This is a genomic window from Bacillus sp. NTK034, from assembly GCF_017303275.1.
Taxonomy (GTDB): domain Bacteria; phylum Bacillota; class Bacilli; order Bacillales; family Cytobacillaceae; genus Cytobacillus.
The window spans coordinates 122,669-149,505 of sequence record NZ_JAFKOJ010000003.1 but is presented as its reverse complement, the minus strand read 5'-3'; the positions used below and the strand labels follow the sequence as shown (position 1 = coordinate 149,505).

The following is a 26,837-nucleotide window of genomic DNA, read 5'->3' as shown; positions in this document are numbered from 1 at the left end:
CTCTTCACAGAATTATTCAACAAACTATTTGCAGATTCCTACCATGATAGTTAAATAAGCACTATACAGCGAATGTTGATATAAACTATCAGTATCTGTCACAATTTGCCCTCTAAATATTATCCTTTAGCTAATTGGCGTCCTTTTTCCTTTATTAACCCTGCGCCCATCAGTCCAATCAATGAAAAGATGACCGGAATAATAAATCCATACTGGTATCCTGCTTCAAATGTATCCAAAACTTTTCCGAAAATAAATGGCAGCAAAACTGCGCTCAGAAAGCCTCCAGTGTTGGCGAAACCTGAAACGACACCCACATCCCGGATGTCAAATGATTTTCTGACAATCGCGAACGTCAGCGTACTTGCCCCATTCCCATAACCCATGATCAGGAAAAGGACAATCACGAGCGGATATGGAGGTTTGCCCTGGAATAAAAGAAATACTGCCCAACCCAGTACGACAATTATGTGGGCAAAAAGATAAGGGCGTTTGATGCTTCCCATCCGTCCTGATATGAAGCTCATTAACGGAGCACCGATGATTGCCCCAATCAGTCCAATCATAACTAGCTGACTGGATTCAGAACGGGTCAGATCATACATTTCCATTCCATATGGCACTGCCCATGAACCGATGAAGCCAACATAAGTGCCAACCACGCCAAAATGACACAAAAACGTGGCCCATGCCTGACGGTCAGAAAAAATTCTCTTTAATATGTTGGCTGTTTTCTCTGCTGGCTCCTTCTTACCTTTTGATTTCTTAGGTTCGATTCCCATCCGGGAAGGCTGCAAAATTAAAATGAAATACAGCAATATGGCGAGGATTGTCAAAATAATGCCCACCGCCAAAAACGGAATGCGCCAGCCCCAAATGGAAATCCAAATGGAAAATGGCACAGTCGCGAGCAAAAATCCAAAGCTCCCGGACATGCCCGCAAAACCAAGTAATTTTACAAATTCATTTACCTTAAACCATCTGCCTAAAATGATGACAACATTAATCCAGATCGTCGCATCACCTATTCCGACTAGCATTCTTGCCGCGAAAAGGATGTATTCATTTGCAGCAAAGCTGAATAATAAAGTGCCGATTCCGTTTAGAAGGGTTCCGGCGATTAAAAATACATTAGGGCCAAAACGGTCGGATAATATTCCAATGGGAACCTGCAGGCTGGCATAGGCGAAAAATTGGATGCTCGTCAGGAGCCCAATGGCCGCAGCTGTCACACCGAATTCCTTCATTAATTGATCAGTAATTAAGCCAGGAGCTGTTCTTTGGCTCACGATTAAGAAGTATGTAAATAAGACCGCGCCAAAGACAAGCCACCTGTATTTGCTGTTATGTTTCTCCACTGCCCTCTGCTCCTATTTTCTAAAGAATACCCTCCATTATACGCTAAAAAAAGGCACCTGTCCTCCACTGCGTTAAAGCAGTGGAATACAGGTGCCTATGACTTTGTTATTCTTTTACAAGATCCTTTGTGCTTCTTACTGTATCGATCGGGCGGACATAGCTTTCAATTTGCTCCCTTTTTGGCTCCAGGAATGGCGGGAGTGAGAGTTTTTCCCCAAGTGTTTCATAAGGCTCGTCACCCATGAATCCAGGACCATCCGTCGCGAATTCAAATAAAATCTGCGGAGCAACCCGGGAATATAAAGAACCGAAGAAGAAGCGATCTACAAATCCTGATGTCTGGAAACCAAAGCCTCTCAAATGCTGATCCCATTCTTCGAGAACAGACTTATCTTCTACGCGGAATGCTGCGTGATGGACTGTTCCATACCCCTGGCGTGCCTGAGGAAGCGACGGGTTATATTCCACTACCACCTGTGCTCCATTTCCTCCTTCACCCACTTCGAATAAATGGAAATCTCCTTCGTTAGCAATTTCCTTAAAGTGCAGCACCTTTTCCATCATTTCCTTAAAATAATCAAATTGAGCTACCCTTACAAAAAGCGGCCCGAGACCAGTGATCGCGTATTCAAGCGGAATGGGCCCTTTCTGCCAGGGTGTGCCTGATGGTATTCCCCTATTGGTTTCATCCGAGATCAATTGGTATTTTTGATCATCGAAATCTGAGAATGACAGTGTTTTCTTGCCGAACTGCTCCTTGATCCCGGTATGTGGAACCTCTAAACGGTCAAACCGCTTTACCCAATAATCGAGTGCTTCATCTGTCGGAACCCGGAATGACGTTTTCGAAATTTCATCCGTACCGTGAGATCCCTGCGGAATACCGGGAAAATCAAAAAATGTCATATCTGTTCCCGGACTTCCTTTGTCATCTGCAAAAAATAAGTGATACGTTTGAATGTCATCCTGATTTACCGTCTTCTTTACTAAACGCATGCCTAATGTATAAGTGAAAAACTCATAATTTTTCTCAGCACTGCTTGTAATAGCTGTAACATGGTGAATACCTTTTAGTTGATTCAATTGTACTTCCTCCCCGTTTTAATTTATCTTAAAATAAAATATCTTTAATTCGAGATAATTTTATTTTAGCACGTCTTACTGATGGTGTCAAAATATACCGGGGTTTTAGAAAAAGGATTTAATGATGTCTTCTTCATGATTGCATTCCTTGCAGATGTATTCAATCTCCAGTGCATCCTCCCTGGCGATGTGGACAGTTTCTTTTCCGCAGACTTCGCAGTATCTCATTTCCGTAATCTCTTTCATTATTACATCTCCTGTTAATGTGTCGTTTATCTTGGTTTAACCAGAATTTTGATTTCTAAACGCAAAAAAACCAGCTCCTCCTGGGAACTGGTTTAATTTACGTATGTACAGCCGCCATTGCCGTAAATAAGGATAAGAAAGTTTTAAACCACCACTCCTCAAAGTGGGTGTTCGCAGAAACATTCCTGCCTGTCCTCCTTGTCATATAGACGGAGGCCTGTCATTCCCGTTTCAATGTAAAACTCCCTGTTACAGCTTAAAGGTTAAAACTTTATTATGATTACGAACAATGCAGCTTGTATTTATATATTAACGGATGCTGGCGTATTTTTCAATGGGCATGCTCAGTCTTTTTATTGTACGAAAAACAAATTTTAAAAAAGGGGTTGAATAATTATTGTTGAATATATTTTACACCAGCCAACCAATCGGAGGATTATTAATGAAACAAAATCCTATTATTTTATCTATTATTACCATCTCACTTTTAATCGGATGTTCAAAAGATGCAGCATATGAATTTGACCTGAATCAGCTGACTAGAGTTGACATCTCAGAAGAAAATAGTGAAAAAGAGTTGATTATAACTGATAAAGAAAAGATTAAATCCTTAAGAAACATAATCTCAAGAATTGAATGGGAGGCAGACATAAAGCCCCAAATGGCTGAAAAAGAAGATGTGATAGCCACTTTATTCTTTACTTATGACAGAGATATTCCAGAGAGATTGACTGAGTACTCCATATGGTTCAGCAAGAAAGATGGATCTGCAGAGATTTTTCACAGAGAAAAAAATGCATTAGGAACCTTAGACAAAGAAAATGCCCAAGCCCTGAAAGAACTAATGATTAATAGCTAAAAAATGAAAATCTCACTGTTTTAGTTTTGTTCTGCTTTGGGCTTCATGACTCCTTTATGGCGACCGTTTTCTCCGCATCCTCTTGATTTTGGGCTTCATGCCCCCTCTATGGCGACCGTTTTCTCCTCGCCTCTCCATTTTTGGGCTTCATGACTCCTCTATGAAGACCATTTTCTCCTCTCTTCTCCATTTTTGGGCTCCATAATCCACCTATGACTTGAATCCATAGCACCCACTTTCGTCCTGAGCATTCCCCTGCCAATTCCGGCCATTTTGTAATACATTTCCCACTTTTAACAAATACTTTTTAAATAGTACGAATGAATAGGTGGTGCAGAATGGACGGAGAAAAATTTACTTTTTACCTGGATGAAAAGGAAATCGAAGCAAAATCGGGTCAGTCGATTTTTGAAGCGGCGCGGGAACACAACCATTTTCTCCCGGGGATTTGTTCTTCCCAGCCTAATCTGGGTGTTGGCGTCATTCAGACGTGCGATACCTGCTACGTAGAGATTGATGGCGAGCTGAAGCGGTCTTGTGCGACAAAGGCTGAGACGAATATGAAGGTAAGTTCTGTGTCAGAGCTGGCCAAGGAAGCCCAGCTTGAGGGAATGTCCCGCATCTTGAAAAATCATGAGCTATACTGTACGGTTTGCGATAACAATAACGGAAATTGTGTAGTGCATAATACAGCGGAACATTTTAAGATTGAGCACCAGAAGTATGAATTTAAACCAAAGCCCTACCCTCAGGATACTTCGAATCCCTTTTACCGGTATGAGCCGGATCAGTGCATTCTTTGCGGGCTGTGTGTGGAGGCGTGCCAGGATCTGCAGGTGAGCGAGGTTCTAAGCATCGCCTGGGACCGGGAGCAGCCGCGCGTGATTTGGGATAATGATGTGCCGATAAATGAATCCTCCTGCGTATCCTGCGGGCATTGTGTGACAGTGTGCCCCTGCAATGCATTAATGGAGAAATCGATGCTCGGCAAAGCCGGCTATCTCACGAATATTCCAAAGCCTCTTCTTGAGCCGATGATTGATTTAACGAAAGAAGTTGAGCCTGGGTATAAAGAGATATTTGCTATTTCCAATGTAGAGGCAGCGATGCGGGAAGCCCGTATTAAGCGGACAAAAACGGTCTGTACGTATTGCGGGGTCGGCTGCAGCTTCGAGGTTTGGACGAAAGACAGGGAAATTCTCAAAATCCAGCCGTCGCTTGAAGCTCCTGTTAATGGAATTTCGACATGTGTGAAAGGAAAATTCGGCTGGAGCTTTGTGAACAGCAAAGAACGCCTCACCAAACCTCTAATCAGAAAAGGGGAAAAATTCTTTGAAGCCACATGGGATGAGGCCCTATCTCTTATTGCGGAGAAATTCACTGACATCAAAGAAGAGAATGGACCGGATGCCCTCGGTTTTATCGCATCTTCCAAGTGTTCCAACGAGGAAAACTATCTGTTCCAAAAGCTTGCCAGAGCCATTTTTAAAACGAACAATATTGATAATTGTTCAAGATACTGTCAGACACCTGCCTCCATGGGTCTTATCCGCACAGTCGGCATCGGCGGTGACTCCGGTACGATGAAGGATATCGCAAGCTCGGATTTAATCATTGTTGTCGGTGCGAACCCGGCAGAATCACATCCTGTTCTCGCAACCCGAATCAAACGGGCGCATAAATTGGCGGATCAGAAGCTGATTGTAGCTGACCTTCGAAAAAATGATTTGGCAGAGCGGGCTGATTTGCATATCCACCCGAAGCCGGGGACCGATCTGGTATGGCTTTCCGCTGTCACAAAATACTTTATCGACCAGGGCTGGGAAGACAGCGAATTTCTTTACTCTCGTGTAAATCATGTGCATGAATATAAAAAGTCCCTTGAAAAATTTACACTCGAATATGCTGAAGAAGTTACCGGGATTTCAAAGGAAACTTTAATCAAAATTGCTGAAATGATTCATAATGCAAACGGTACTTGCATTTTATGGGCCATGGGTGTTACGCAGCACTTAGGAGGCACGGATACAAGCACCGCGATCAGCAACCTGCTTTTAGTTACAGGCAATTTTGGCAAGCCTGGTGCGGGAGCTTACCCGCTGCGCGGCCACAATAACGTCCAGGGTGCGAGTGATTTTGGCACCATGCCTACCTGGCTTCCAGGTTATCAGCCAATAGAAAATGATGAAATCCGCACCCGCTTTGAACAAGCCTGGGGCACCGAACTCCCTAAAAACCCTGGTCTCAACAACCATCAGATTGTAGAGGCCATCCAGGCTGGAAAAGTAAAGGGCATGTATCTTTTTGGGGAAGAAATGGGCCTTGTGGATTCGAATATCAATTATGTTCACGAAGCCTTTGAAAAACTGGATTTCTTTGTCGTGCAGGATATTTTCTTTTCCAAGACAGCCCAATTTGCGGATGTGATTCTGCCGGCAGCGCCAAGCCTTGAAAAAGACGGAACCTTCACGAATACAGAGCGGCGTATCCAGCGATTTAATAAAGTTTTCGAGCCGCTCGGTGACAGCAAACCGGATTGGCTCATCTTTCAGGAGCTTGCCAACAAGCTTGGCGCAAAGTGGAATTATAAAGACCCAGGTGAAATCATGGATGAAGCCGCTAAGCTTTCGCCTGTGTTTGCCGGTGTCAGCTACAAGCGCCTTGAAAACTGGGAAAGCCTTGTTTGGCCTGTTGCCCTGGATGGAACGGATACACCTTTACTTTACAAGGAAAAGTTTCATTTTCCGGATGGAAAAGCCCGCTTAATTACCGTGGATTGGACTCCTCCTTTTGAAGCCGGAGAGGAATATGACCTTCATTTGAACAACGGAAGAATTCTGGAGCATTTCCATGAAGGCAACATGACCTATCAATCCGAAGGCATTTCATATAAGGTGCCGGAGCTATGGCTGGAGGTTTCTCCTGAGCTGGCAGACGAACGGAATATCAAAACCGGCAGTCTTGTGCGCCTCACCTCCCCTTATGGCCATGTCAAAGTAAAAGTGTGGGTGACAGATCAGGTCAAGGGAAAAGAACTGTATTTGCCGATGCATACTACTGAAGGAATGGGAGCAGTCAATAAGCTGACCAGCAGCTATCATGACAAAATTACACATACGCCCAACTACAAGGAAATGCAGGTAAAAATGGAAGTGCTTGAACGGGACGGCGATTCACCGCTTCCTCACCACAACTTCCGGTTTGGCAGCCCGCAGCCGCATATTGGCGTAGAAACAGAGAAAAAATGGAGCCAGGACGACTTCATCTCCATTCCGGAAATGCTGAAAAAGGAGGGTATCTACGATGGCGAAAGCGATCAAGCAAATTGAACTGGTTAAGCCTTCGGCCCAGGAAGAACAAGCGCAGGATATAGCTGGTCTTTTAACGCAGCTTAGCCAGAACCGGGAGGCCATCTCAAGTGCCATCGATATTATCGGACAGCTGCAAAAGTCTGGAATTCTTGATATTTTTCAAGGATTTCTGCATTCGAAAGAAAAAGTGGCTGCCATTGCGATTGACCAGGTTAACCAGCCCAACATGCACAATATCATCCGCAACGGTTTTAATACCGTCGATTTTCTTGGCTCCCTCGATCCCCAGCAGATGAATATCATGATGAGTGCTGTCACTAAGGGTCTTGATGAATCTGCAGAAGTGATGAAAAGGAATGAAAAGACCGGTGTGCTCGGGCTTATGAAAGCCTTGCGCGATCCTGATATTAATCTGGCCATCAATTCTATGCTTGGTTTTCTCAAAGGAATGGGCAGGGAAATGGGCAAAGAGCACAGTCATTATAAAACAGGAGAGTGATTTGAAATGATTACTCGAACAATCTCTATCGAAAACATGGATCAGGCGGATGAAGAAAAACTAAGCAAGGCTCTGAATGATATCTGGGGTGTCCGGAAGATTAAGCTGAATTCCATGAGTGGTGAAGCAGTCATCTCATTTGATGAAGATGCTGCCTCCTTCATGGATTTTGAACAGGCGATCAAAGACTGCGGATATAACATTCTATCAAGTGATGAATAAGGGGGTGTTATTTTGGCAAAGGTCTGTGAAATCTGCGGGCATAGGGAGGAAACAGAGGAAGAGGAATATAGCTTTGATATGCTGATCATTTGCCCGGATTGCTCCAATGATCGTGTTCATCCATTTTCCTTTGAAAATTAATAAAGAACTCCTGCCAGATATTCCGGCAGGAGTTTTACTCATTATTCCGTGACAAGCTGTCCGCTTGCTCTTTTTTGTTTCTTCGCAGTTCTGATTTTCTTGATGTCTCGCTTCATCAGCAATGAAACGATGAAGCCGATGGCCAGCATGGTGCCAAATACATAGAACGTAATCGTATAGCTTTGCGTATTTTCATATAAGCTGGATACAAGCATAGGGCCGACCACTCCGGCGATGGACCACGAGGTAAGCAAATAACCATGAATCGCGCCAAGCTGTTTGGTTCCAAACAGGTCCCCGATAAAAGCCGGAAGCGATGCAAACCCGCCCCCATAGCATGAAACAATGATATAGAGGAAAACAGAAAAGATAAACGAGTTTGTGATGAATGGAAGAATGAAGAATGCAGCCACCTGGATCAGGAAGAAGGTCATATATGTATTTCCTCTTCCAAGATAATCGGATGCAGACGCCCAGCCAATTCTTCCGCCTCCATTAAAGAGGCCCATAATGCCGACGATGCTTGCAGCCGTGATGGCGCTTGCCCCAGTGATTTCCTGGGCCATTGGAGCGGCAACTGAGAGAATCATGATGCCTGCAGAAATATTGATGAACATCATAATCCAAAGAAGCCAGAAACGCTTGGTCTTAATCGCTTCATTGGCAGTCATTTGTGCCAGGTCTGTCTTTGCCGGCCGCTCTTCCCTGCTCTCTTCCATTCCTTCAGGTTCCCATCCTTCAGGCGGCTTTGCGATATAAAGCGAACCCAATATCATCAGAATAAAATAACTGATTCCCAGGACATAGAAGGTTGTCGGAATTGAAGTTGCGATCATTAATCTGCTTGCAATAGGGCTTGTGATCAGGGCCCCTGCACCAAAGCCCATAACGGCCATTCCGGTTGCAAGCCCCCTTCTATCAGGAAACCACTTAACCAATGTGGAGACAGGTGCAATATAGCCGAATCCGAGACCCAATCCCCCAATGACACCGAAGAAAATCAGGAATAGGATATAATTCTCCAATTGAATGGCGAAGCCTGACCCAATAATCCCTATTCCAAAGAATACTGCGGCAATCATGGCTGAAACTCTCGGTCCCCGCTTTTCCACAAACCGGCCAAAAAAAGCTGCCGCAATCCCAAGAATAAAAATGGCAATGGTAAAAGCCAGTGAGACATCTGTTTTTTCCCAGCCGAGCGCTTCTTTCAAGGGATTTTGATAAACACTGTACGCATATACTGAACCGATTGATAAATGAATGGCGACTGCTGAAAGGGCAATCAGCCATCTATTCTTGTTCGCCATAAAGAACCCCTTTCCTGATGATTGTTTTATTTATTCCCCTAATGGGAAATAAGCTCCATGCTATTTTTTACCTTCCCAAAAAAGCCTGTCTCTAATCCTATTAGAGACAGGCTTTCCGAAAATCATTTTGATGCGAACCCTTTTTTCAGTAAATAGATTTCTGTTCTGTAATTATGAACAGCCTCGTCGAATGTCAGCTCCCCCGCAAATTTTTTTACGATATTATGAAATGTGACAGAAGAAATAATCTGCATCATATGAAAAAGCTCGTGTTCGTCCTGAATATTAAGCCGTTCCTTATTAATCAGATTGCTGATTTTCCTGAAATCCTCATTCAGGTCATTTTCACCGAAGCTTCTTGCCATAACATGTTCAATTCGATGCGTCATATTGAGAAACAAATTCCTCAAAAACTGCAGATTTTCTTTTTCCTCTGTAATGATGGCTGTATAAAAATCGACCATCGCATCAAAAATATCGCCATTATTTTTGCGGAGCGCTTCCAGAAAGAGAAGTTTATATGAAGAAACATGGCTATTCAATAAGTAGAAAAACGCATCTTCTTTGTCGTCAAAATATTGATAAAAGCTGCCGCGCGGGATTTTGGCATCTTTTATGATATTGGATATGGATGCCTGATAAAGCGGGACGCGGGCAAATTCCTTTTTGGCCGCCTGGACTAAGCTGCCCCGTTTGTCTTCAGGCAAATTGAAAAAAGTAATTTTGGGCAAATTCGGTTCCTCCTTACTGCCAGTCTCTTTTTTCCTCCTTTAAAAAATGGATAAAATAAGGGACTGCCTTTCTGGGATTCTCATTTATCAGTGCCTGATATCTTGTTTTAATGGGATCAGAAGCCCATTGGCTTTTAGTGATCCGTTCTTTAATGTACTGAGAGCTCAGTTTCTGAATTTCCAGCTGCTGATGTCTCCCTTCCTTAGACAGCGCGAAACCAAGCGCGCCGATAATGGCGTAAATCAGGATGGCTGCCGGCGATGTTTTCTCATCCTGAACGGTGAAAAATAGGGTCATGAGATTGATTAATGACAGAATAATTAAGGGTGTTGACCAAAAAATATATCTGGATGCTTTTTTCATAATGGGAGTTATCTTTTCTTCAAGCTGCTCCAATTCTCTTTTTACGAAATTCGGTATATCTGTCCACACTTGCATCTATTTCGTCTCCTTTAAGTTTTTATCCCTTTCCCGGCCAGCAGTAATTGAAGGCTTTCAGGGGAAAAAATCATGTCTTCATCATCTTCCAGCTGTTTTAGACCAATCATTTCCTCTTGGATATTCTCCATTTTCCGATCGAGGCGTGAAGCCGTGTCAGCTGCCTCTTTCAGTTCATTCACTATTCTTTGCGGAATTTCTTTATTGTACTTGTAGTAAATCTTGTGCTCCAGGCTCGCCCAGAAGTCCATGGCGATCGTCCTGATTTGAATCTCAACTGGAACCAGCTCTTCCCTGTCAGACATAAAAATGGGAATCTGGACAATCAGATGCAGGCTCTGATAGCCATTTGGCTTTGGGTTCTGAATATAATCCTTGCATTCGAGCACGGTTATATCCTTCTGGCTTTCAAGCATCGCTTTGATTTTATAAATATCTGATACAAACGAACATGTAATGCGGACGCCAGCAATATCCCGAATATTTTGCTGAATGGATTCTAAGGAAATCTCCAATTTTTTTCTTTGCAGCTTTTTAAACATACTTTCTGGTGATTTAATTCGTGATTTTACATGCTCAATCGGATTATAGTCATGCACATACTGAAATTCTTCTTTCAGGATATTTATTTTGGTGTTTATTTCTTCCAATGCGAACTTGTAGGACATCATAAAACGCACTAAATCTGTCCTTAGTTCTTTAAGTGACATTTGCTCAGGCATATTGGTGACCATATGGGCTCCTTTGAATTTTCGCCTTATTTTTGAGAGGCTTAATATTGGATGGCTTTTTGCAGATTGCTGCATTTACTCCCTGTTTCTGCAATTCAGCAATGAGCAATTGAATTTTGGACAATGCTTTCACCTCGATGTGACACTGTGTCATCCTTACAATTGAATTGTATATGACATCGTGTCACACGTCAACCAGTTATGACACAATGTCATACATTTGCCTTCTTTTGAATTAATGGATAGCTCTTTTAGAAACAAAGCTCAGCCTATTTACATGTCACCACTTTGAGCTGTATAATAAATAATTAGTTACTCTTGATAACTATTACTTAAGGTAACCAAATTGGAGGTTTTTAGAATCGAAACATTTCAGCGTTTTTTTCATCAGCTTGTGCTATTGTATCGCCCATTTGAGAATAGGCTGAACAATGAATTAAGCAGGCATCATTTATACAGGGCTCAATGGTCCATCATGTATTACTTGAATAATGATGGCTCCGGCACACTGGTGGAGCTTTCACATTATCTTGGCGTTGAAAAACCAACGGTGACAAGGACGATTGCAAAATTGGAGGAGATGGGCTATTTAGAACCTGTTCCGACTAAAGACAAACGGGAAAAAAGAATGCAGCTGACCGATACTGGCAGGAGGGTTTATCAGGAGGTCCGGGTTACTATTGATGAATTCGAACAGGACATTCTAAGAGGAATTTCAGAGGAGGAACAGCTGGAAGGGATTCGCCTGATGAGCGAAATCCGCAAAAATTTAATGCAGGGAGAGTTATAAATTGAATCAGCCTAATCCGAAGCTTTGGACAAAGGATTTTATTATTGTTTCATCCGTTAATTTTTTCTTAACATTGATTTTCTATTTACTGATGGTGACCATTGCTGTCTTTGCAGTGGATTACTATAGTGCCACAACCAGCCAGGCCGGGCTTGTTACGGGCATCTTTATTATTGGAACGCTCATTGGCAGGCTTTATATCGGGCGGGCCATTGATAACATCGGGCGTAAGAAAACACTTTTTATCGGTTTGATCTTTTTTACGCTGACAACACTTTTATATTTTGTGAACGCCGGAATTGCTTTCCTGCTGACTACCAGGTTTATACACGGCATTGCTTTAGGTGTAGCAAGTACGGCGACAGGGACCATCGCTGCACAAATTATTCCTGCAGCACGCAAAGGGGAAGGAATTGGCTACTTCAGCATGAGCACAACGCTGGCGACAGCTGTTGGGCCATTTATTGGCTTATTGATGATGCAAAAGGTTTCTTTCCAACTGATTTTTGCTTTTTGTCTGGCCATCGGCATCATTGCCCTGATTACATCCTTCTTTTTATATGTTCCTGCAACAGAAACCACTGGTGTGAAAAAGCAGGGCTTCCAAATTTCCAGCTTTATCGAGCCAAAAGCAGTCCCTATTGCATTCATCACACTGGCAATCGCATTCGGTTATTCCGGGGTCCTCTCTTTTATCAACTTTTATGCTATAGAAGTTGATTTAGTAAAGGCTGCGAGCTTTTTCTTTCTCATCTACTCGGCAGCTGTCCTGGTTTCACGTCCATTTACCGGACGGCTGATGGATCTTAAAGGAGCAAATTATGTAATGTACCCCGCTTTTATCTTATTTGCGGCAGGCATGTTTGTCCTTAGCACAGCTAACAGCAGTTTCACGTTGCTTTTGGCTGGTGCGCTAATTGGGCTGGGCTTTGGGAACATGCAGTCCTGCACCCAGGCAGTGGCCGTCAAGCTGACACCCGCTCATCGGATGGGATTGGCGACGTCAACGTTCTTTATCTTTCTTGATGCAGGCTTGGGATTTGGCCCCTATTTGCTGGGATTCATTATTCCGATTACAGGCTATGGCAGTCTATATGGTATAATGGCAATCTTTGTTTTATTATCAGCCATTTTATATTATTTCCTTCATGGGAAGAAGGAATCTGCAGCCCTAAAAAAATTGAACACATCTGTTTCAGCTTGAACCTAAGGCATTGCAAAATAGGAAAAAGCCATGGACCTTTTTACCGTCCATGGCTTTTGATCGTTTTAGTTCTGAAATACTGTAACCGTTTTAGGGCTCGTGGTCACTTTAAAGCCCTGCTTGTTTGATACATCTGCACTAATGGTGTAAGTCCCATTCGGAAGACCTGCGTCTGGAGTCCACTTCAAGTGAATTTCATGTTCATTTTCCACATTGATTGTGTCAACGGTTTTTCCGGCTTCATCTTTAATGTTCACTGTCCAGTTAACGCGGTTGTTTGCAAATGCATTAATCCCGGCAGGCGTGTTTGCATTCACATTTTTATTAGGATAAACACTGAAGTAGCTCACTAGCATCCCCTCATCTATATAGGAAGGATCCCCCCATACAGCATAGCTCTGGTTCAATGCATGGTCGACACCCAATACGACAACGCTCTTCGGTTCTTCTTTTACAAGGGCTGACGTTTTTCCAGGTTCGAGCGGCATATACTTCCCGTTATACCAGATGATGGCACCATTATAGCCGCTTCCCCCTTCGTTATCTTCTGACTTGAAGGAAATTTCATATTGCCCGTCCTTTGGCTGTACCTGAATATCCGAGACGATTGGTGCAACAGAATCTACGTGAACCGGAAGCCTTACTTCCTGAGGCTTGGCATCCTTGTAATCAAGTGTTGTTTTGATTACATACTGATAGGTTCCATCCTCAACGAATTGCCCATGTTGATTCTTAACATCCCATAAATATCCGTTAATCATATAGTCACGGAAAGCCATGATATTTTTGCGGAACTTCCAAGGCTTGCCTGTAAATTCACTGAAGTCGCCTAAATAGTTGACCATTTCCCCTTTATCATTCTCCACGTACATTTCTGTCTTTTGTAAATTGCGGAAAGCTGTAAAAGTTGGGAAAACACCTGGTAAAACAGCATTAGGAGAAATCACAATGCGGTCCATATTAAAGGTTCCGGTATACGGATCATATCCCATCGGGAACTGTGCTCCTTCATCGTTCCATAGGACTGTATATCCTAAGAAGGCATCTTTTTCCCATGCAGCCGGGTCGAGGTTTTGCGGCTTGTCCCATTGACCAAAGTAGCCCATATATGGAATTGTCAGCGGCACACCGGCATCACTGTTTTTACCTGTTGGCACAAGACGGACATACCCTTCGACAAATGAGCCCTTCTTAAAGCTATCCGGCAATTGAATCTGTACATCCAGACTCTTGTTTTGTCCTGGCTTAATTTTAAGCGTTTTTCCTTTTTCATCGGTCACTTTTTCACCATTGACGATGGCAGAAGCTCCTGAAATCCGCTTGCTGGTCATTGTTAAATATTCCTTGGCATCTAAATGACCGTCATTGTCCAGGTCAAACTCTTTTGTTTCTGTTTCGTCTGTTAAAACATCAACGTACACTTTATATTCGAAATCTTTCACGTCAGCATTTCGTAGTGCTTCGACATTCAGTTTGAAGTGTGCTTTCTCATTAATTTCCTTTAGAGCAATCGCTCCTGCCTGTTCCAAAGGAGCGTTTTTATTTGTCACAAGCACAGGAGTTTTGATGGCATTTTGTATTTGCATTAATCCGGATCCCTGAACGCGTGGTGAGTATGGGACCTGGCTATTTGCCCGCGGATCCTGAATGATTTTTGATGTATTCATTAAGGCGATTTTCGCTTTTAATGCCGTATCTTTGGATTGTGGCAATCCTTTTTCATATAAAGCCTGAAGCAGCAAAGCTGATCCGCCTGCGACATGAGGCGCTGCCATGGACGTACCGCTCATTATTTCATATTCATTGCCGGGAACAGTGGAATAAATCCCTCCGCCTGGTGCTGATAGCTCAGGCTTGAAGTCAAGCGTGTGCGGCGTTCCAAAAGATGAAAAGTCTGACATGTTATCTTTATCAGCATTATCAACCCAAACACCTTTGCTCATCTGCATTTTCACTGTTTGTCCCTTGGACAGCTGTGAAATTAAAGCATTCCCATCCTCCTTGCTGGTAGTTGCTGCAGGGGTTAAGTACTGACTAAAGTACAAGAAAGGAAAATCAGCTTCATCATGAGGCGGTACAAGGATAACCGCCTTGGCACCATTTTTCCTGGCTTCAGATTGAACATATGAATATAAACCATATTTTTGATTTGGTTTTGCCACGACTATTTTGCCGGCGACATCTTTTCCGGCAAAATCAGCTGTCTTTCCTTCCCCTACATATACCATTTCATAGCTTTCTCCTGATGTTAACACCTTTGAAAGTTTGAAGTTTACATGGGTCTGATCCTGGTATGGAAGCTGCAAGCCGTTTTCATCAGTAAGTGAATTCATATGCAATTTGGTATTTTCATAGGATGCTACTGATAACGCAAACGGGCTAACAGATGGTTCTCCAACAGTGCCGATATCCGGATTTTCCGCATATGGCTTGGCAGAAGCCTCCAAAATATTATTTTTAGTACTGTAAGATGAATTGCCTCCAGCAACTACTACCAGGGTACCCTGCTCAGTTGCTTCCCGGATTGACTTTTGGATAGGATCATTTTCCTCTCCAACAAAGCCGGCATCTGACCCAAGACTCATATTAATGACGTCGGCCCCCATTGCCACAGCGTGTTCAATTCCAGCAATAATATCATCTTCATAAGCTCCACCGCCATTATCAGAAAAAACTTTTTCAGCTAATAACTGTACACCCGGAGCAATACCCTTGACCCCATCATTTTCCTCGTTGCCATTAGCACCAACTGTACCAGCTACGTGCATGCCATGCGGACTTCCATATTGTCCGCGGGGAATGACATCCGTATCTTCATCTGCCCAGTCATAGCCTGTCGGCACTTTGTCGCTATACCAGACGTCATGAATAGCCGTATCAGCGAGTTTTGCCTGGATTCCTTCCTCGGACCATTTCTGTTTGTCTTTCCCTTCATCCGTCAATGTCATATCCTGGTGTGTATAGTCCAAACCGGAGTCAACTACAGCAAGAAGCAGCCCTTCCCCTTCATAGCCATGCTGCTCCCAGACCTTTTGTGCCTGGACCAGCTCCTTGCTGGCACCCATGGATGGCTGGTATGTTCTCGCAATATGTACGTTAGTGACACCAGGAATTGCCTGTATTTCTTTTACATTATGAAACTCGGTTTCCAGGCTGAAACCATTAAATCCCTCATAAAAGCGATGCTTCACTTTCTTGAAAGATTTCTTCTTGGAAAGCGCTGAAATAACCTCGTCTTGTTTTGCCTTCATTTTACTTTTTTTGCTTTGTTTCGCTTTTTCAGCAGCTGCCGGCTGTTCGACCTCAACAATTACTCGTAAAATTTCATTTGGCTCATATGGTTTCGTTAACCCTTTTTCTTTCAGATCTTTATATCCCAGCTTGTCCACTGCATTTGTTTCAGTCTGATATTGCTGATCCAAAAATATTTTATGCCCCTGCTTGACAATGTCTTCAACACTTGGAGCCTTGATCTCATCATCCTGAGCTCCTTGTGCCGATACTGTTCCCCCAAAAAGCATTGCTGCTGCCAATGCAGAAGCCAGCACCTTATAGGGTACCCCTTTTTTCACTTTCATTTCACTCCCGCCCTTTCCCATTGAAAAATCTATATTTTTTAACTTTTCATAAAATTAATTGTAGGGCCGGGTCTGAGAGAAGTAAATTGGGGGAATCTGAAAGGAGGGATCCGTTAAATTTCAGAACTTTATATCCAAATCGAAGGATTTCTTCCTATTTTATTAGTGTAAAAGACACATTTCCTTATCTATTTTCTATTAACTTTTTCACTTTCTGGTAAAAAAGGCTTTTTCGAATTACCCCAAATTGAAACCTTTAAAATCCTCATAGGAATAATATCCAAATAGCCTTTGGGAAAAACAGACATCTGACATTTCCTGGCTATCTGTTTCCAGCTGACAAGGTATGCTACGATAATATTCAGAACCACAGGGGGGATGCTGTTTTGAAGGAAGGCTTAATTATAAAATATTACCGGGAACGGGCTGGATTGACCCAAACACAGCTGGGCGAAGGGATTTGTTCTGTGACTCATATCAGTAAAATAGAGCGGGGACATACACAATATTCGTCTGAAATCACAAATCTGATCTGTAAACGGCTGAAAATAGATCTTATAAAAGAGCTTGAAAAGTATGATATGCTGGAGACTAAACTTCATGAATGGCTGGATGCCATGGTTAAACAGCAAAAAGAAGATATAGAATTAATTAAAGAGGAATTAGCCCAAAATCCTTACCTGCATTTTTCGGAAACAAAATATTTTCATTCAATCCTTTTGGCTCGCTACCACCTCATGCAAGGAGAGTACGATAAGAGCAAAGCGCTTTTAGACAGCTGCCAGAAAGCTTGGAACACACTTGATCGTTTTGAACGGAGTCTTCTCGAACATCTATGGGGCATTTATTTTCTTAACTTACAGAATTGCAAAGAAGCCATCGCCCATTTAAGGAATATAAATCCTAAAGATTATAATAACCATGAATTTTATTTTCACCTCGCAACCTCTTCCTATTTGATGAATGATAAAGTAAAAGCCTATCACTATGGCACCCTTGCACTGTCCCATTTCCGGGAAACGAATAATTTTAAAAGAATTCTTGATACAGAAACCGTCTTGCTGATACAAATGGGTACAAACGACCTTTGCCAATTTGAAGAAACCGTCAAGCAGTATCATACATTAATCAAATCCTGCCGTGCTCATAAAGAAGAAGCGAGGGAAATGAACCTTTGGCATAATCTTGCCGTTGAATACTTTGCAAAAGGCTTTTATTCAGAAGCGGGTGAAGTTTACAAAAAGCTATTGGATCAGTGCGAGGTTAATCCAAACCCGCCTTTAAAATTAAGCGCTATACGAGGCTATGTCCATAGCTGCCTTAATCTGGATTTTTATAATAAACAAAATCTCAGATCCTTGCTGGACGATGGCCGCTGGCTGGCTGAACAAATTCAAAATAAAACCTACCAATATGTTTTTTATATGCTCGATATCCTTTTAGAAGATAAAGACATAGAGGATTATTATCTCTTTTTAGAAATCACATTCCTTCCCCACCTGCATGAATTAGGGAATAACACATTAATCAGCCTTTATGAAAAAGAATTATTTCAATATTACAGGAACTCTTCACAGTACGAAAAAGCATGCAGGCTTGCTGCCAAATACTTCGAGCCTCTAATCCATTAAACAGTAGAAAAATCTCTTATATTTCATAGGAGATTTTTCTTTTTGCCCTCTTTTCTGCTTCTTAAATTTGAGTCTTTTGTCATCATTTCAGATTTACCCCTCCCAAAGGATCTATGTCTTCTGTCTCTAAAAATTCCCCCAAAAAGGAAAATATTAGATAAAAGTTAATTAAGTATTTAAGAGACATCTGCATGAAATATTCACCTTCAATAAATAGATAAGGAGATGATCGCATGCTGGAAGGGGAAATTATCAAATTCTACCGGGAAAAATCAGGACTTACACAAGCCATGTTAGGCGAAGGGATTTGCACTCCTACCCATGTAAGCAAAATCGAAAGAGGAAAAACTGCATATTCACCTGAAATTATTTCACTTTTCTCTGCCGTTTTAAATTTAGACATTCAAAAGGAAATTGAATACTTTCGGGATCTGGACAAGCGCCTGCAGGAATGGCATAAAGCCATCATCATGTATAGATTAGCCAGGGCTGAGGAAATCAAAAATGAACTGGAAAGCTCACCCTTTATTTATTCTTCTAAATATGCAGCCCACTATCTTCTTTTAAAGGCAAGATATCATTTCCTGCATCAGGAATTAGAGGAAACATCCCGGATCATTAAGAAAATAGGCAATGAGTTTCCTAACCTCTCCCCTTTTGAGAGAAATTTATTTTACCATGTTCAAGGGATGTATTATATTAACCAAGCAATAAAACCTGATAGCCCCGATCAGCAAAAGGCACTTCAGGTATTAAAAAACATCGATATTAATGAATATGGCAATGAAGAATACTTTTATCACCTGGCAATTGCCTATCATTATATCGATTCAAAGATTATGGCTTACATGTTTGCGGAAAAATCATTGCAGCATTTCAAAAACACGAACAACTACACGATGGCAATAAAAGCGGAATCTATTATCCTCCTGCAGATCAGCAGTGATATCTTAACCGACATGGATAAACTGGCAGAACGATATAATCAACTAATTTGGGACTGTGAACGAATTGGATTTCAAGACTACAAAGGCCTGCTATACAATAATTTAGGATTTGAGTATTTTAATAGGGAACAATATGCTGAGGCAAAGGATTGCTACAAACAGGCCCTGCGTTTAGCTGACAGGAATACAATCATTTATCTTCAGCGGTTATACTCTTATCTTAATTCCTGTATAGAAGGCAAATTATCAGGCAAAACAGCCCTTCTTAAAAAAGCATGCGAAGGGATTCAGGTGTCAAAGGAGCTTAAAAGCACTTTATACTTATCGTTATTTAAACTTTCTAAATACCAGCTTAATCATCAGCGCGAGAAATATTTTACGTATCTGGAAGAAAAGGCTTTCCCTGAATTTGTTAAGATTAAGCATATGATTCTTATGCGCAGGTATGGCAAAAAGCTTTATGAATATTACATCGAGACAGGAAATCATGAAAAAGCCATTCATCTGAACAGGCAGCTTGAAGGCAAAAAATTAATTAATGTGTAGAAAAATCCCTTGAATCTTCCTTCAAGGGATTTTCCGTCCTTTTCTATTTTACTGTTCCTTCAGCCTGTTCTGCATTGAATTTCCATTCCACCTGCAGTGCATCTCCCTGGAATTCGTTTTGGTCCTCTTCGTTATCCACAAATTCGAATAGCACTATAATTTTATCGGTTTCCCCAGGGGCCAGGCCATCCGGCACTGTTCCCCCGCCTACAAAGTTATCAATGGCTGTTAAATCCGGAGTTTGTGTCTGCAGTTCATGTAAAGTAGTTTCTGCAACCTGTACGGTTGCGTTAGCCTGATTGTATAAGATTGTGACTTTAATATGCTTGCCGAAATCATCTGCATTTGCAGCCCCATTTAATTTTGCATCCTCCACCTGATAGTTTGTATGCAGCAAGATCTTGGAAATATCAAGAGTACCGCTATTTGTGAGGGTAAATTCACGTGAAACCTCATCACCTGGTTTTAAATCGCCAATATTGACGATTGTTTCAGGGTTTACCGCCAAATCGAGGGTACCTGCTGCAAACGTGTTATTCGTAACCTCTGTATCGCTGAAATAAGCGTATGTACCCCCACCCATTAATGAAAAACCTAAAGCAGCTGTCAACAGACCTTTACTTACCTTTTTTGCAAATCCCATGTTTTACTTCCTCCTTTGGATATTATAAATTTATTTAACTCTCATTTGCCTGTGGCAGATAAGAGGCATTACCGATGTATTAAGCATTTTTAGTTTCATATTCTTTAAGAGCCAGAAAAATAGTCCTCGCAGCAGATAGGAGCAGGAGCAGTCCCGGTATAAACAGCAGGAGTGCGGAACCTTCCTTGGATGCTGCAAACTCAGCAGCATAGCCTGCATATGGAAGGGTGAAACCGGTATATTTACCGGTTATATTTTCAGGCTGCACATATTCCATATCCGGTGCGTCATTATTGTCGCCTTTCGTTTGATATAAAACCCCGGATTTCGTTTTCTTTACTTCGACAATTCTATGGGTAATTAATTTATCTCCTGATTTAAAGGTAATAATATCTTCTGTTTTTAGATGTTCTTTACTATCCGGCTGTTTCACTATAATGATGGATCCTGTCATGAAAGTCGGTTCCATGGATCCCGATAAAACAGCTTTTGCCTGATACCCTGCAAGGGACGGTTCTCCTCCGGATGCTTTTGAGGATATTATCCAAACAGCAAGGATGCAGAGGAGCATCAAACCTGCTGCACTGATACATTTACTCAGTATTTTTAGGGTTTTCTTCATTGACTGTTTCCTCCTCTTCAACCTTCTGCGTTTTGTCCTTGCTGACAGTCTGTTCTTCCGCTGGATTCACTTGTTCTTCCGCTGGATTCACTTGTTCTTCCGCTGGATTCGCTTGTTCTTTCTCTGGATTGGCTTTTTCCTCCACTGGCTGTTTGTGTTCAATTTTCTGTTTTTCCAACTCGCTGATAGGAATTTCTATTTTTTCATCCTCATCCATTTTGTTTGTTTTATTGCCCTCTTTTTGCTGCTCTTTTTTCAGCTCCTGCCATTTTTGGTTAAAAAGCTGTTCCAGCTCCTGAAGATAAAGAGAATCATTCATTCTCAGAAGGAGCTTGTCTACTTTTAGAAAACCTTCACTTACAAACTCAAATCCTTCCTTTTTTTCTGCTTGCCGTTCCAGTTTTTCCAGTTCAGCTCTTATTCTATGAAGTTCCTCCAAGCTGGCTGTTATCTGTTCTTTTTTTCTCAAAAATTCAGCGGGCGGATCTATTGTCCCATTTAACATCCCGTTCTTCACAAATGCTTCTAAATCGGCATGCTCTTTGAGTATTTGTTCACTGTTTATCCTGGCTTTCTCTTCAAGCCCGTGAATATATGATGGGAACACAAAGGCAGTTGAGATTAAAATAGGCTTTGTCTCTGCCTGGCTTGTAAAGGCAGCTTCTGTTTTCCCGACAAGCTGAGTGCCAGTATAAAAACTCAGGCAGCATAGACACGGCAAAATGAATTTATTCAATCCCTTCTTCATCCCCTGCTCTCCTCTCGAAAAGGTGTCTGTGGAACAAGCATACGAGAGGCCATGTGCAAAGTAAATTGGGTTATTTTGCGGTATTCCAATGCAAAATACAGGCTATTTTGATTTCCGAATTCAAGAAAGACAGGCATATCGCTGATCCCTATAACCCAATTGACCATTTGTGGAATTTTCAGAATAATGGACCTTGAAATACCAATCCAAACTAAGAGGTGATCAGTTTGAAAAGAAATCAGTTGAAAATGAAAGTCCTCCCTGCAGTTCTGGCAGCATCGTTTGCCATCTCGGGACTGTCACTGCCCGCCAAAAATGTGCTGGCAAATGAAGAAATCGTTAAGTATCATCAGGAATTAAAGACGCCTTCCTACATAATCGGGAACTGGCAAGCTCCTGAAGGACTGAGCAAGGAAGAAGCTGTATATGCATTCCTTCAATCAAAGGCGAACTTATTTAAAAATGCGGGCTACGAGGCCAAGGACCAATTCAAAATCATTGATCAATTTAATGATAAGCAAACAAACACACACCATTTCAGAACAATAGAGCAATACAACGGAATACCTGTATACGGATCACAGCAGACCATTGCTTTGGACGACAGTAACAATGTGACAGCCTTCTTCGGTAAAGTTACACCAAATCTGGCACGTTCCATTATTCCTACAGAGGCGAAACTGGGCAAAGATGAAGCACTGGATAAGGTAAAGGAAAGCATTGAAGATAAAATCGGAGAAGTGAAGAGCTATGATGGGATTGAAGGAGAACTTGTTATTTATCCGCATAACGGGCAAAAGCATTTGGCTTATTATGTAACAGCTTCCACCTCAGCCCCGGTCCCGGGGTATTGGCATTATTTTGTAGATGCTGCAACTGGAAACATCATTCATAGCTATAATGCCATCTCGGAACTGACACCATCTTCACCTGAACAGCCTGAGGCACAGCAGACTGCTTCTTCCCAGCCTGCGCCGAAAGCACTTCCGGCTGTGTCAGAACCTGTTCAGGCAAGAGGAATGGATATTTTCGGGACACTTCAATCATTCCAGGCAGTTAAAGACCCGGAAACAGGAACGCACTATTTATTCGATGAGACAAGATCTGAAGGTGTCCATACCTTCAAAGCAAACCGCATGCCTGAAAACGCGTTTATAATCCTTTCAGCTCTTCTTGGAATGACCGGATTCGAGGTGGAAAGCAGAAACAACTTCTTTTATGATCCTTCTGCGGTATCTGCCCATGTGAACGCAGGAAAAGTTTATGACTATTATAAAAAGATACATGGACGGGATTCCCTTGATAGCGATGGGATGAAATTAGTTTCAACTGTCCATATCGGTTCAAAGTGGAATAATGCTGCATGGAATGGGAAGCAGATGCTGTACGGTGATGGTGACGGGACTCGCATGATTTCACTCTCTGGCGGTCTTGATGTGATCGGACATGAAATGACACATGGCGTGATCACCAATACAGCCGATTTAATTTATGAAAATGAATCCGGTGCGATCAATGAATCCATTGCGGATATTTTAGGGGCTTTCGCTGAAAATAAAACAGGCGAAGATCTTTGGTTATTAGGTGAAGATATTTGGACGCCAAATACACCAGGTGACGGTCTTCGTTCGATGAGTGACCCGGGTTCTGTCTATATTGGCGGCTATACAGAATCAGGCTACTATCCTGACCACTACAGCAAACGTTATATAGGAGACCTTGATAAAGGCGGTGTGCATATCAACAGCAGCATCAACAACAAAGCTGCCCACCTGATTACAGATGGAGGCACTCATTACGGTGTTACGGTTACAGGCATAGGAAAAACAAAAGCCGAAAAGATTTTCTACAGAGCACTTACCCATTACCTGGCAGCAAGCTCCGACTTCAGCCAAATGCGCCAGGCAGCCATCCAGGCAGCAAGGGACCTGCATCCGGATCGAAATGGACAGCCTTCAGCTGAGGTAAAGGCCGTTATGGCAGCATATGATGCCGTTGGTGTTCAATAAAATGACCTTCTAAAATAAAGAGAACCTCGCCGCATGTTTGCTGTGGCGAGGTTTTAATGTGTCTGTATCCTCCTCATAGCTGACAGGATACCAAATATTACGATAATGAAATGGGATAAGAAAAATGTATATACATTAAAGTAAAGACTATTTGTGTATTGATTGAACCACCCAAAACGGTAAATTCTTGATTCCGGGTTATCAGGTGTTCCTCCAAGAGCAGTGATCAGCTCACTTGTGTAATCGATAATTACAATCATCAGCAACACACATCCGGCAAGTGCAAAAAGCAGAATTCCTATTGTGGTTTTACCCTCTTTCACCATCTTTGCTTTTGCCAGCTTAAAAGTATAGATCCAACTGGAAATAAAGACAGGTGTAAAAAGAAAAATCACGAGGATGCCTAAATTTCCATTGCCGGAAACCACATGCGGGCTTACCGTAAAAAGATGCTCTATAAGGTAAAAACCAAAGAATGAAAACAGGAAGCACAGGATCCAAGAGATCATATTTTTACTCAAGAGCAGACACCCTTTTCGTGATTTGCTTCATACTAATCAGCACTATTTATTAGCCCCGCCTTTTTTCATGCTCGCTTCCTACCTCACACTCTCAACCAGCAGGTAAACCCCAGTGAAAATCAATATAATGTATGTAAAAACCTTGAAAAAACGGTGATTGATTTTAACAAATAAAATTTGACCCAGGTATAGACCCAGCAGGACCAGCGGCAAAGCATACAAGCTTGAAAGCCAAATCGTCTTATTGGTCCCTGCAAAGATTATCTGAAATACCAGACTGGCCGAGTAGATAAACAAGTAAAAAGCCAAGGTAGTTCCTCTAAGCCGCTCTTTTTCGGTATCTGTCCCTGAAAAGTACAACAGGAGCGGCGGGCCGGGCATGCCAATGCTTGTTGTCATTATTCCTGACAATCCGCCCACTGAATAATCCCTGCGGCTTGTTTCTTTCACACGGACATTTGCCATCAAAAGGAGCGTTAAAATCAAAATAATGAAACTGACCGTTAACTTCAGCCGGGAAATGTCCAAAAATAAAAAAATGGCAATGCCAACAGGCAGCCCGGCTGCGCTTCCAATTGCGAACCTTTTCAAAACTCCAAAGTCTGTATCCTTCTTGATTTTTGAAAATAAGGCAGCAGAAATGATTAAAGATAAAATCAGATTGATTTGAATGGCTTCTCTAGGTTCAAAAAGAAGCAGCAAGAACGGTGTGGCCAGGATCGAGAAACCAAATCCCGTGCTTGTCTGCAGAATGGATGCAATTAAAATAATAAGGATAAAGGAATAGATTTCCATGTACAAAACCTGCTTTTTACCCTATTTTACCACAGCTCGGAAACAATCTGGCACACCTTTAGCTTTTCCTATACAATAATGGAAGGAATATGCAAAAGTGTGGTGAGTTGATTGTTTAAAGTGCTTTTAATTGAGGATGATGCCTCCCTTTTTACTGAAATCAAAGACCGTCTCTCCCAGTGGTCTTACGAAGTCCATGGTATTCAGGACTTCAGTGGAGTCATGAAGGAGTTTGCCGGCATTCAGCCTGATTTGGTCATTATCGATATCCAGCTTCCGAAGTTCGACGGGTTTCATTGGTGCCGGATGATTCGTTCACATTCGAATGTGCCGATTATTTTCCTGTCATCCCGGGATCACCCAACAGATATGGTCATGTCGATGCAGCTTGGCGCTGATGATTTTGTCCAAAAGCCCTTCCACTTCGAAGTCCTGATTGCCAAAATACAGGCAATACTCAGACGTGTCTATAACTATAGTGCCGTTCAGAATAACCTCAGGACCTGGTGCGGTGCAGCGGTTGATTTTGAAAAGAATACCGTTACAAATGAGAGCGGCTGCATAGAATTAACGAAAAATGAAATTTATATATTAAAGCTGCTAATAGAAAGAAAAAATCAAATTGTCAGCAGGGATGATATCATTAACAGCCTATGGGATGACAAACGATTCATTAGTGACAATACTCTTACGGTCAATATTAATAGACTCAGGAAGAAGCTTGATGAAATCGGGCTTGGCGCCGGGATCGAAACAAAGGTCGGCCAGGGATACATGGCAATTGAAGAGGATGCCCCGCATGTTTAGGAAATATATCAGGGAAAGGGTAAGCTGGATACTGCTTTTCGGTTTCCTTCAGCTGCTTGCTGCCTTTGTAGTATATATGGACTCGGCCATATCCCTTAAGCCCTTCCTATATTACACCTTTTTATCTGCCATCATTTTCACTGGGTTCATCTTTCTCCGTTATCAAAAAGAAACTCGATTTTACAGAGAAGTAGCCGAACGGGAAGATAATTTAGATCTTTCGAGCATACCGGAGTCTGAAAGCCCATTTGAAAAAATAGTGGAGTCGGGCCTGGTCAGCCAAACCGAACGGTTTAAACAGGAGTTTACCCGGAACTGGACACTTCTCGAGCAGGAAAAAGATGAACTGCTGTCCTGGATTCATGAAGTAAAAACACCCTTGACTGCCATGCATCTCATGATTGACCGGATTGGGGATCAGGATCTTAAATCGTCCCTGACGTATGAATGGCTTCGCATCCACCTTCTTCTTGATCAGCAGCTGCATCAAAAGCGGATTCCTTCTATGGAAAATGACTTGTATATTGAGATGATTCATCTCGAAGACATTCTATTCAGTGAAATCAAATCTCTGCAGTCCTGGTGCATGCAAAAAGGCATTGGCTTTGAAATGGAATTGGAAGAAACAGAAGCTCTGAGCGACGCGAAATGGCTCAGCTTTATCATTCGCCAGCTTTTAACCAACGCTGTAAAGTATAGTGAGAAATCAGACATTTCGATTTCGAGTTCCCAGCATGACGGTAAAATATCCTTGAGGATTCAGGATTTTGGCAGAGGCATCGATCAGAGGGATTTGCCGCGAATCTTTGAGAAGGGGTTCACATCTACTGCAAATCACCATGAGAACGCAGCAACAGGCATGGGGTTATATTTAGCCAAAAAAGCCGCAGACCAGCTAAAAATTAAAATCCATGCGGAGTCTTATATAGGCAAAGGCACCATCATGACACTTGTCTTCCCAACCCGCAATGATTTCGTCAGCATAACAGGCATGTGACAAAAATGTCACATGCTTTTGCTGTTTGTTCGTTCAATCGAAGGAATTACATAGACGTAACCTTCTATACT

The 26,837-nt window shown here is 42.2% G+C and carries 25 protein-coding genes and 1 other RNA gene; 12 read left to right on the top strand and 14 right to left on the bottom strand.

The window, feature by feature from the left end:
* Positions 1-119: 119 nt before the first annotated feature.
* The 4 genes from JI665_RS11465 to ssrS form a co-directional block, all read right to left on the bottom strand.
* The gene (locus JI665_RS11465; RefSeq protein ID WP_206839492.1) at positions 120-1,358 is read right to left on the bottom strand and encodes an MFS transporter; all 1,239 of its coding nucleotides are present in this window, start codon (positions 1,356-1,358) and stop codon (positions 120-122) included.
* A gap of 106 nt (positions 1,359-1,464) precedes the next feature.
* Positions 1,465-2,442: a ring-cleaving dioxygenase gene (locus JI665_RS11460; RefSeq protein ID WP_206839491.1), complete on the bottom strand. Its 978-nt coding sequence runs from the start codon at positions 2,440-2,442 to the stop codon at positions 1,465-1,467.
* Between the two features lie 105 nt (positions 2,443-2,547).
* On the bottom strand, positions 2,548-2,688 hold the full coding sequence (locus JI665_RS11455) for a hypothetical protein (RefSeq protein WP_206839489.1): 141 nt from the start codon (positions 2,686-2,688) through the stop codon (positions 2,548-2,550).
* 104 nt (positions 2,689-2,792) lie between these two features.
* Positions 2,793-2,989, bottom strand: a non-coding RNA gene (gene ssrS / locus JI665_RS11450) — 6S RNA.
* Positions 2,990-3,130: 141 nt separating this feature from the next.
* Between ssrS and JI665_RS11445 the strand changes: the two genes are divergently transcribed.
* The 5 genes from JI665_RS11445 (at position 3,131) to JI665_RS28935 (ending at position 7,720) form a co-directional block, all read left to right on the top strand.
* Positions 3,131-3,547, top strand: coding sequence for a hypothetical protein (locus tag JI665_RS11445; protein WP_206839487.1), 417 nt, complete (start codon positions 3,131-3,133; stop codon positions 3,545-3,547).
* A gap of 338 nt (positions 3,548-3,885) precedes the next feature.
* Positions 3,886-6,876: a formate dehydrogenase subunit alpha gene (gene fdhF, locus JI665_RS11440; protein WP_206839486.1), complete on the top strand. Its 2,991-nt coding sequence runs from the start codon at positions 3,886-3,888 to the stop codon at positions 6,874-6,876.
* On the top strand, positions 6,851-7,357 hold the full coding sequence (locus JI665_RS11435) for a DUF1641 domain-containing protein (RefSeq protein WP_206839485.1): 507 nt from the start codon (positions 6,851-6,853) through the stop codon (positions 7,355-7,357). The genes fdhF and JI665_RS11435 overlap by 26 nt, the downstream gene beginning before the upstream one ends.
* Before the next feature lie 6 nt (positions 7,358-7,363).
* Entirely contained in the window at positions 7,364-7,579 is a 216-nt protein-coding gene (locus tag JI665_RS11430; RefSeq protein ID WP_206839484.1) for a heavy-metal-associated domain-containing protein, read from the top strand.
* Positions 7,580-7,591: 12 nt separating this feature from the next.
* Entirely contained in the window at positions 7,592-7,720 is a 129-nt protein-coding gene (locus JI665_RS28935) for a hypothetical protein (protein WP_258759952.1), read from the top strand.
* A 41-nt stretch (positions 7,721-7,761) separates the two neighbouring features.
* Here the strand turns inward: JI665_RS28935 and JI665_RS11425 are convergent, their stop codons facing one another.
* The 4 genes from JI665_RS11425 to JI665_RS11410 form a co-directional block, all read right to left on the bottom strand.
* Complete coding sequence (locus JI665_RS11425; protein WP_206839483.1) at positions 7,762-9,027, bottom strand: L-lactate MFS transporter; 1,266 nt, start codon at positions 9,025-9,027, stop codon at positions 7,762-7,764.
* 122 nt (positions 9,028-9,149) lie between these two features.
* A complete protein-coding gene (locus JI665_RS11420) occupies positions 9,150-9,758 on the bottom strand; it encodes a TetR/AcrR family transcriptional regulator (protein WP_206839482.1) in 609 nt (202 codons plus the stop codon).
* A 13-nt stretch (positions 9,759-9,771) separates the two neighbouring features.
* Positions 9,772-10,197: a DUF5392 family protein gene (locus JI665_RS11415; RefSeq protein WP_206839481.1), complete on the bottom strand. Its 426-nt coding sequence runs from the start codon at positions 10,195-10,197 to the stop codon at positions 9,772-9,774.
* 14 nt (positions 10,198-10,211) lie between these two features.
* Positions 10,212-10,931 carry a GTP pyrophosphokinase gene (locus JI665_RS11410; protein ID WP_206839480.1) on the bottom strand — a complete coding sequence of 240 codons (720 nt, stop codon included), beginning with the start codon at positions 10,929-10,931 and terminating at the stop codon, positions 10,212-10,214.
* A gap of 343 nt (positions 10,932-11,274) precedes the next feature.
* Between JI665_RS11410 and JI665_RS11405 the strand changes: the two genes are divergently transcribed.
* Positions 11,275-11,718 (top strand): MarR family winged helix-turn-helix transcriptional regulator, encoded by a 444-nt coding sequence (locus JI665_RS11405; protein WP_211202537.1) that lies wholly within the window; start codon positions 11,275-11,277, stop codon positions 11,716-11,718.
* A 1-nt stretch (position 11,719) separates the two neighbouring features.
* Entirely contained in the window at positions 11,720-12,922 is a 1,203-nt protein-coding gene (locus JI665_RS11400) for an MFS transporter (protein WP_206839479.1), read from the top strand.
* 65 nt (positions 12,923-12,987) lie between these two features.
* Here JI665_RS11400 and JI665_RS11395 read toward each other — a convergent pair whose 3' ends face one another.
* A complete protein-coding gene (locus JI665_RS11395; RefSeq protein WP_206839478.1) occupies positions 12,988-16,500 on the bottom strand; it encodes a S8 family serine peptidase in 3,513 nt (1,170 codons plus the stop codon).
* A gap of 386 nt (positions 16,501-16,886) precedes the next feature.
* On the opposite strand from JI665_RS11395, the gene JI665_RS11390 reads away from it, so the two are divergent.
* On the top strand, positions 16,887-18,131 hold the full coding sequence (locus JI665_RS11390; RefSeq protein WP_206839477.1) for a helix-turn-helix domain-containing protein: 1,245 nt from the start codon (positions 16,887-16,889) through the stop codon (positions 18,129-18,131).
* 233 nt (positions 18,132-18,364) lie between these two features.
* Positions 18,365-19,624 carry a helix-turn-helix domain-containing protein gene (locus tag JI665_RS11385; protein WP_206839476.1) on the top strand — a complete coding sequence of 420 codons (1,260 nt, stop codon included), beginning with the start codon at positions 18,365-18,367 and terminating at the stop codon, positions 19,622-19,624.
* A 43-nt stretch (positions 19,625-19,667) separates the two neighbouring features.
* Here the strand turns inward: JI665_RS11385 and JI665_RS11380 are convergent, their stop codons facing one another.
* The 3 genes from JI665_RS11380 to JI665_RS11370 form a co-directional block, all read right to left on the bottom strand.
* The gene (locus JI665_RS11380) at positions 19,668-20,267 is read right to left on the bottom strand and encodes a TasA family protein (protein WP_206839475.1); all 600 of its coding nucleotides are present in this window, start codon (positions 20,265-20,267) and stop codon (positions 19,668-19,670) included.
* 79 nt (positions 20,268-20,346) lie between these two features.
* Positions 20,347-20,889 carry a signal peptidase I SipW gene (gene sipW, locus JI665_RS11375; RefSeq protein WP_206839474.1) on the bottom strand — a complete coding sequence of 181 codons (543 nt, stop codon included), beginning with the start codon at positions 20,887-20,889 and terminating at the stop codon, positions 20,347-20,349.
* Entirely contained in the window at positions 20,861-21,637 is a 777-nt protein-coding gene (locus tag JI665_RS11370) for a DUF4047 domain-containing protein (protein WP_206839471.1), read from the bottom strand. Before JI665_RS11370 ends, sipW begins: the two co-directional genes overlap by 29 nt.
* Before the next feature lie 242 nt (positions 21,638-21,879).
* Here JI665_RS11370 and JI665_RS11365 point away from each other — a divergent pair, with 242 nt between their 5' ends.
* A complete protein-coding gene (locus JI665_RS11365) occupies positions 21,880-23,646 on the top strand; it encodes a M4 family metallopeptidase (protein WP_414635270.1) in 1,767 nt (588 codons plus the stop codon).
* 53 nt (positions 23,647-23,699) lie between these two features.
* On the opposite strand, the gene JI665_RS11360 is transcribed toward JI665_RS11365, so the two are convergent.
* Complete coding sequence (locus tag JI665_RS11360) at positions 23,700-24,167, bottom strand: hypothetical protein (protein ID WP_206839469.1); 468 nt, start codon at positions 24,165-24,167, stop codon at positions 23,700-23,702.
* 78 nt (positions 24,168-24,245) lie between these two features.
* The gene (locus tag JI665_RS11355) at positions 24,246-24,962 is read right to left on the bottom strand and encodes a sulfite exporter TauE/SafE family protein (protein WP_206839468.1); all 717 of its coding nucleotides are present in this window, start codon (positions 24,960-24,962) and stop codon (positions 24,246-24,248) included.
* Positions 24,963-25,073: 111 nt separating this feature from the next.
* Here JI665_RS11355 and JI665_RS11350 point away from each other — a divergent pair, with 111 nt between their 5' ends.
* Positions 25,074-25,769: a response regulator transcription factor gene (locus JI665_RS11350; protein WP_206839467.1), complete on the top strand. Its 696-nt coding sequence runs from the start codon at positions 25,074-25,076 to the stop codon at positions 25,767-25,769.
* Positions 25,762-26,766 carry a sensor histidine kinase gene (locus tag JI665_RS11345; protein WP_206839466.1) on the top strand — a complete coding sequence of 335 codons (1,005 nt, stop codon included), beginning with the start codon at positions 25,762-25,764 and terminating at the stop codon, positions 26,764-26,766. The genes JI665_RS11350 and JI665_RS11345 overlap by 8 nt, the downstream gene beginning before the upstream one ends.
* Positions 26,767-26,837: the final 71 nt, after the last annotated feature.

What these genes read in the sequence shown, in the direction of transcription:
- JI665_RS11455 (WP_206839489.1), bottom strand. Translation starts at nt 2,688, where the DNA reads ATGAAAGAGATTACGGAAATGAGATACTGCGAAGTCTGCGGAAAAGAA.
- JI665_RS11445 (WP_206839487.1), top strand. Translation starts at nt 3,131, where the DNA reads ATGAAACAAAATCCTATTATTTTATCTATTATTACCATCTCACTTTTA.
- fdhF (WP_206839486.1), top strand. Translation starts at nt 3,886, where the DNA reads ATGGACGGAGAAAAATTTACTTTTTACCTGGATGAAAAGGAAATCGAA.
- JI665_RS11435 (WP_206839485.1), top strand. Translation starts at nt 6,851, where the DNA reads ATGGCGAAAGCGATCAAGCAAATTGAACTGGTTAAGCCTTCGGCCCAG.
- JI665_RS11430 (WP_206839484.1), top strand. Translation starts at nt 7,364, where the DNA reads ATGATTACTCGAACAATCTCTATCGAAAACATGGATCAGGCGGATGAA.
- JI665_RS11425 (WP_206839483.1), bottom strand. Translation starts at nt 9,027, where the DNA reads ATGGCGAACAAGAATAGATGGCTGATTGCCCTTTCAGCAGTCGCCATT.
- JI665_RS11415 (WP_206839481.1), bottom strand. Translation starts at nt 10,197, where the DNA reads ATGCAAGTGTGGACAGATATACCGAATTTCGTAAAAAGAGAATTGGAG.
- JI665_RS11410 (WP_206839480.1), bottom strand. Translation starts at nt 10,931, where the DNA reads ATGGTCACCAATATGCCTGAGCAAATGTCACTTAAAGAACTAAGGACA.
- JI665_RS11395 (WP_206839478.1), bottom strand. Translation starts at nt 16,500, where the DNA reads ATGAAAGTGAAAAAAGGGGTACCCTATAAGGTGCTGGCTTCTGCATTG.
- JI665_RS11385 (WP_206839476.1), top strand. Translation starts at nt 18,365, where the DNA reads ATGCTGGAAGGGGAAATTATCAAATTCTACCGGGAAAAATCAGGACTT.
- JI665_RS11380 (WP_206839475.1), bottom strand. Translation starts at nt 20,267, where the DNA reads ATGGGATTTGCAAAAAAGGTAAGTAAAGGTCTGTTGACAGCTGCTTTA.
- sipW (WP_206839474.1), bottom strand. Translation starts at nt 20,889, where the DNA reads ATGAAGAAAACCCTAAAAATACTGAGTAAATGTATCAGTGCAGCAGGT.
- JI665_RS11370 (WP_206839471.1), bottom strand. Translation starts at nt 21,637, where the DNA reads ATGAAGAAGGGATTGAATAAATTCATTTTGCCGTGTCTATGCTGCCTG.
- JI665_RS11355 (WP_206839468.1), bottom strand. Translation starts at nt 24,962, where the DNA reads ATGGAAATCTATTCCTTTATCCTTATTATTTTAATTGCATCCATTCTG.
- JI665_RS11345 (WP_206839466.1), top strand. Translation starts at nt 25,762, where the DNA reads ATGTTTAGGAAATATATCAGGGAAAGGGTAAGCTGGATACTGCTTTTC.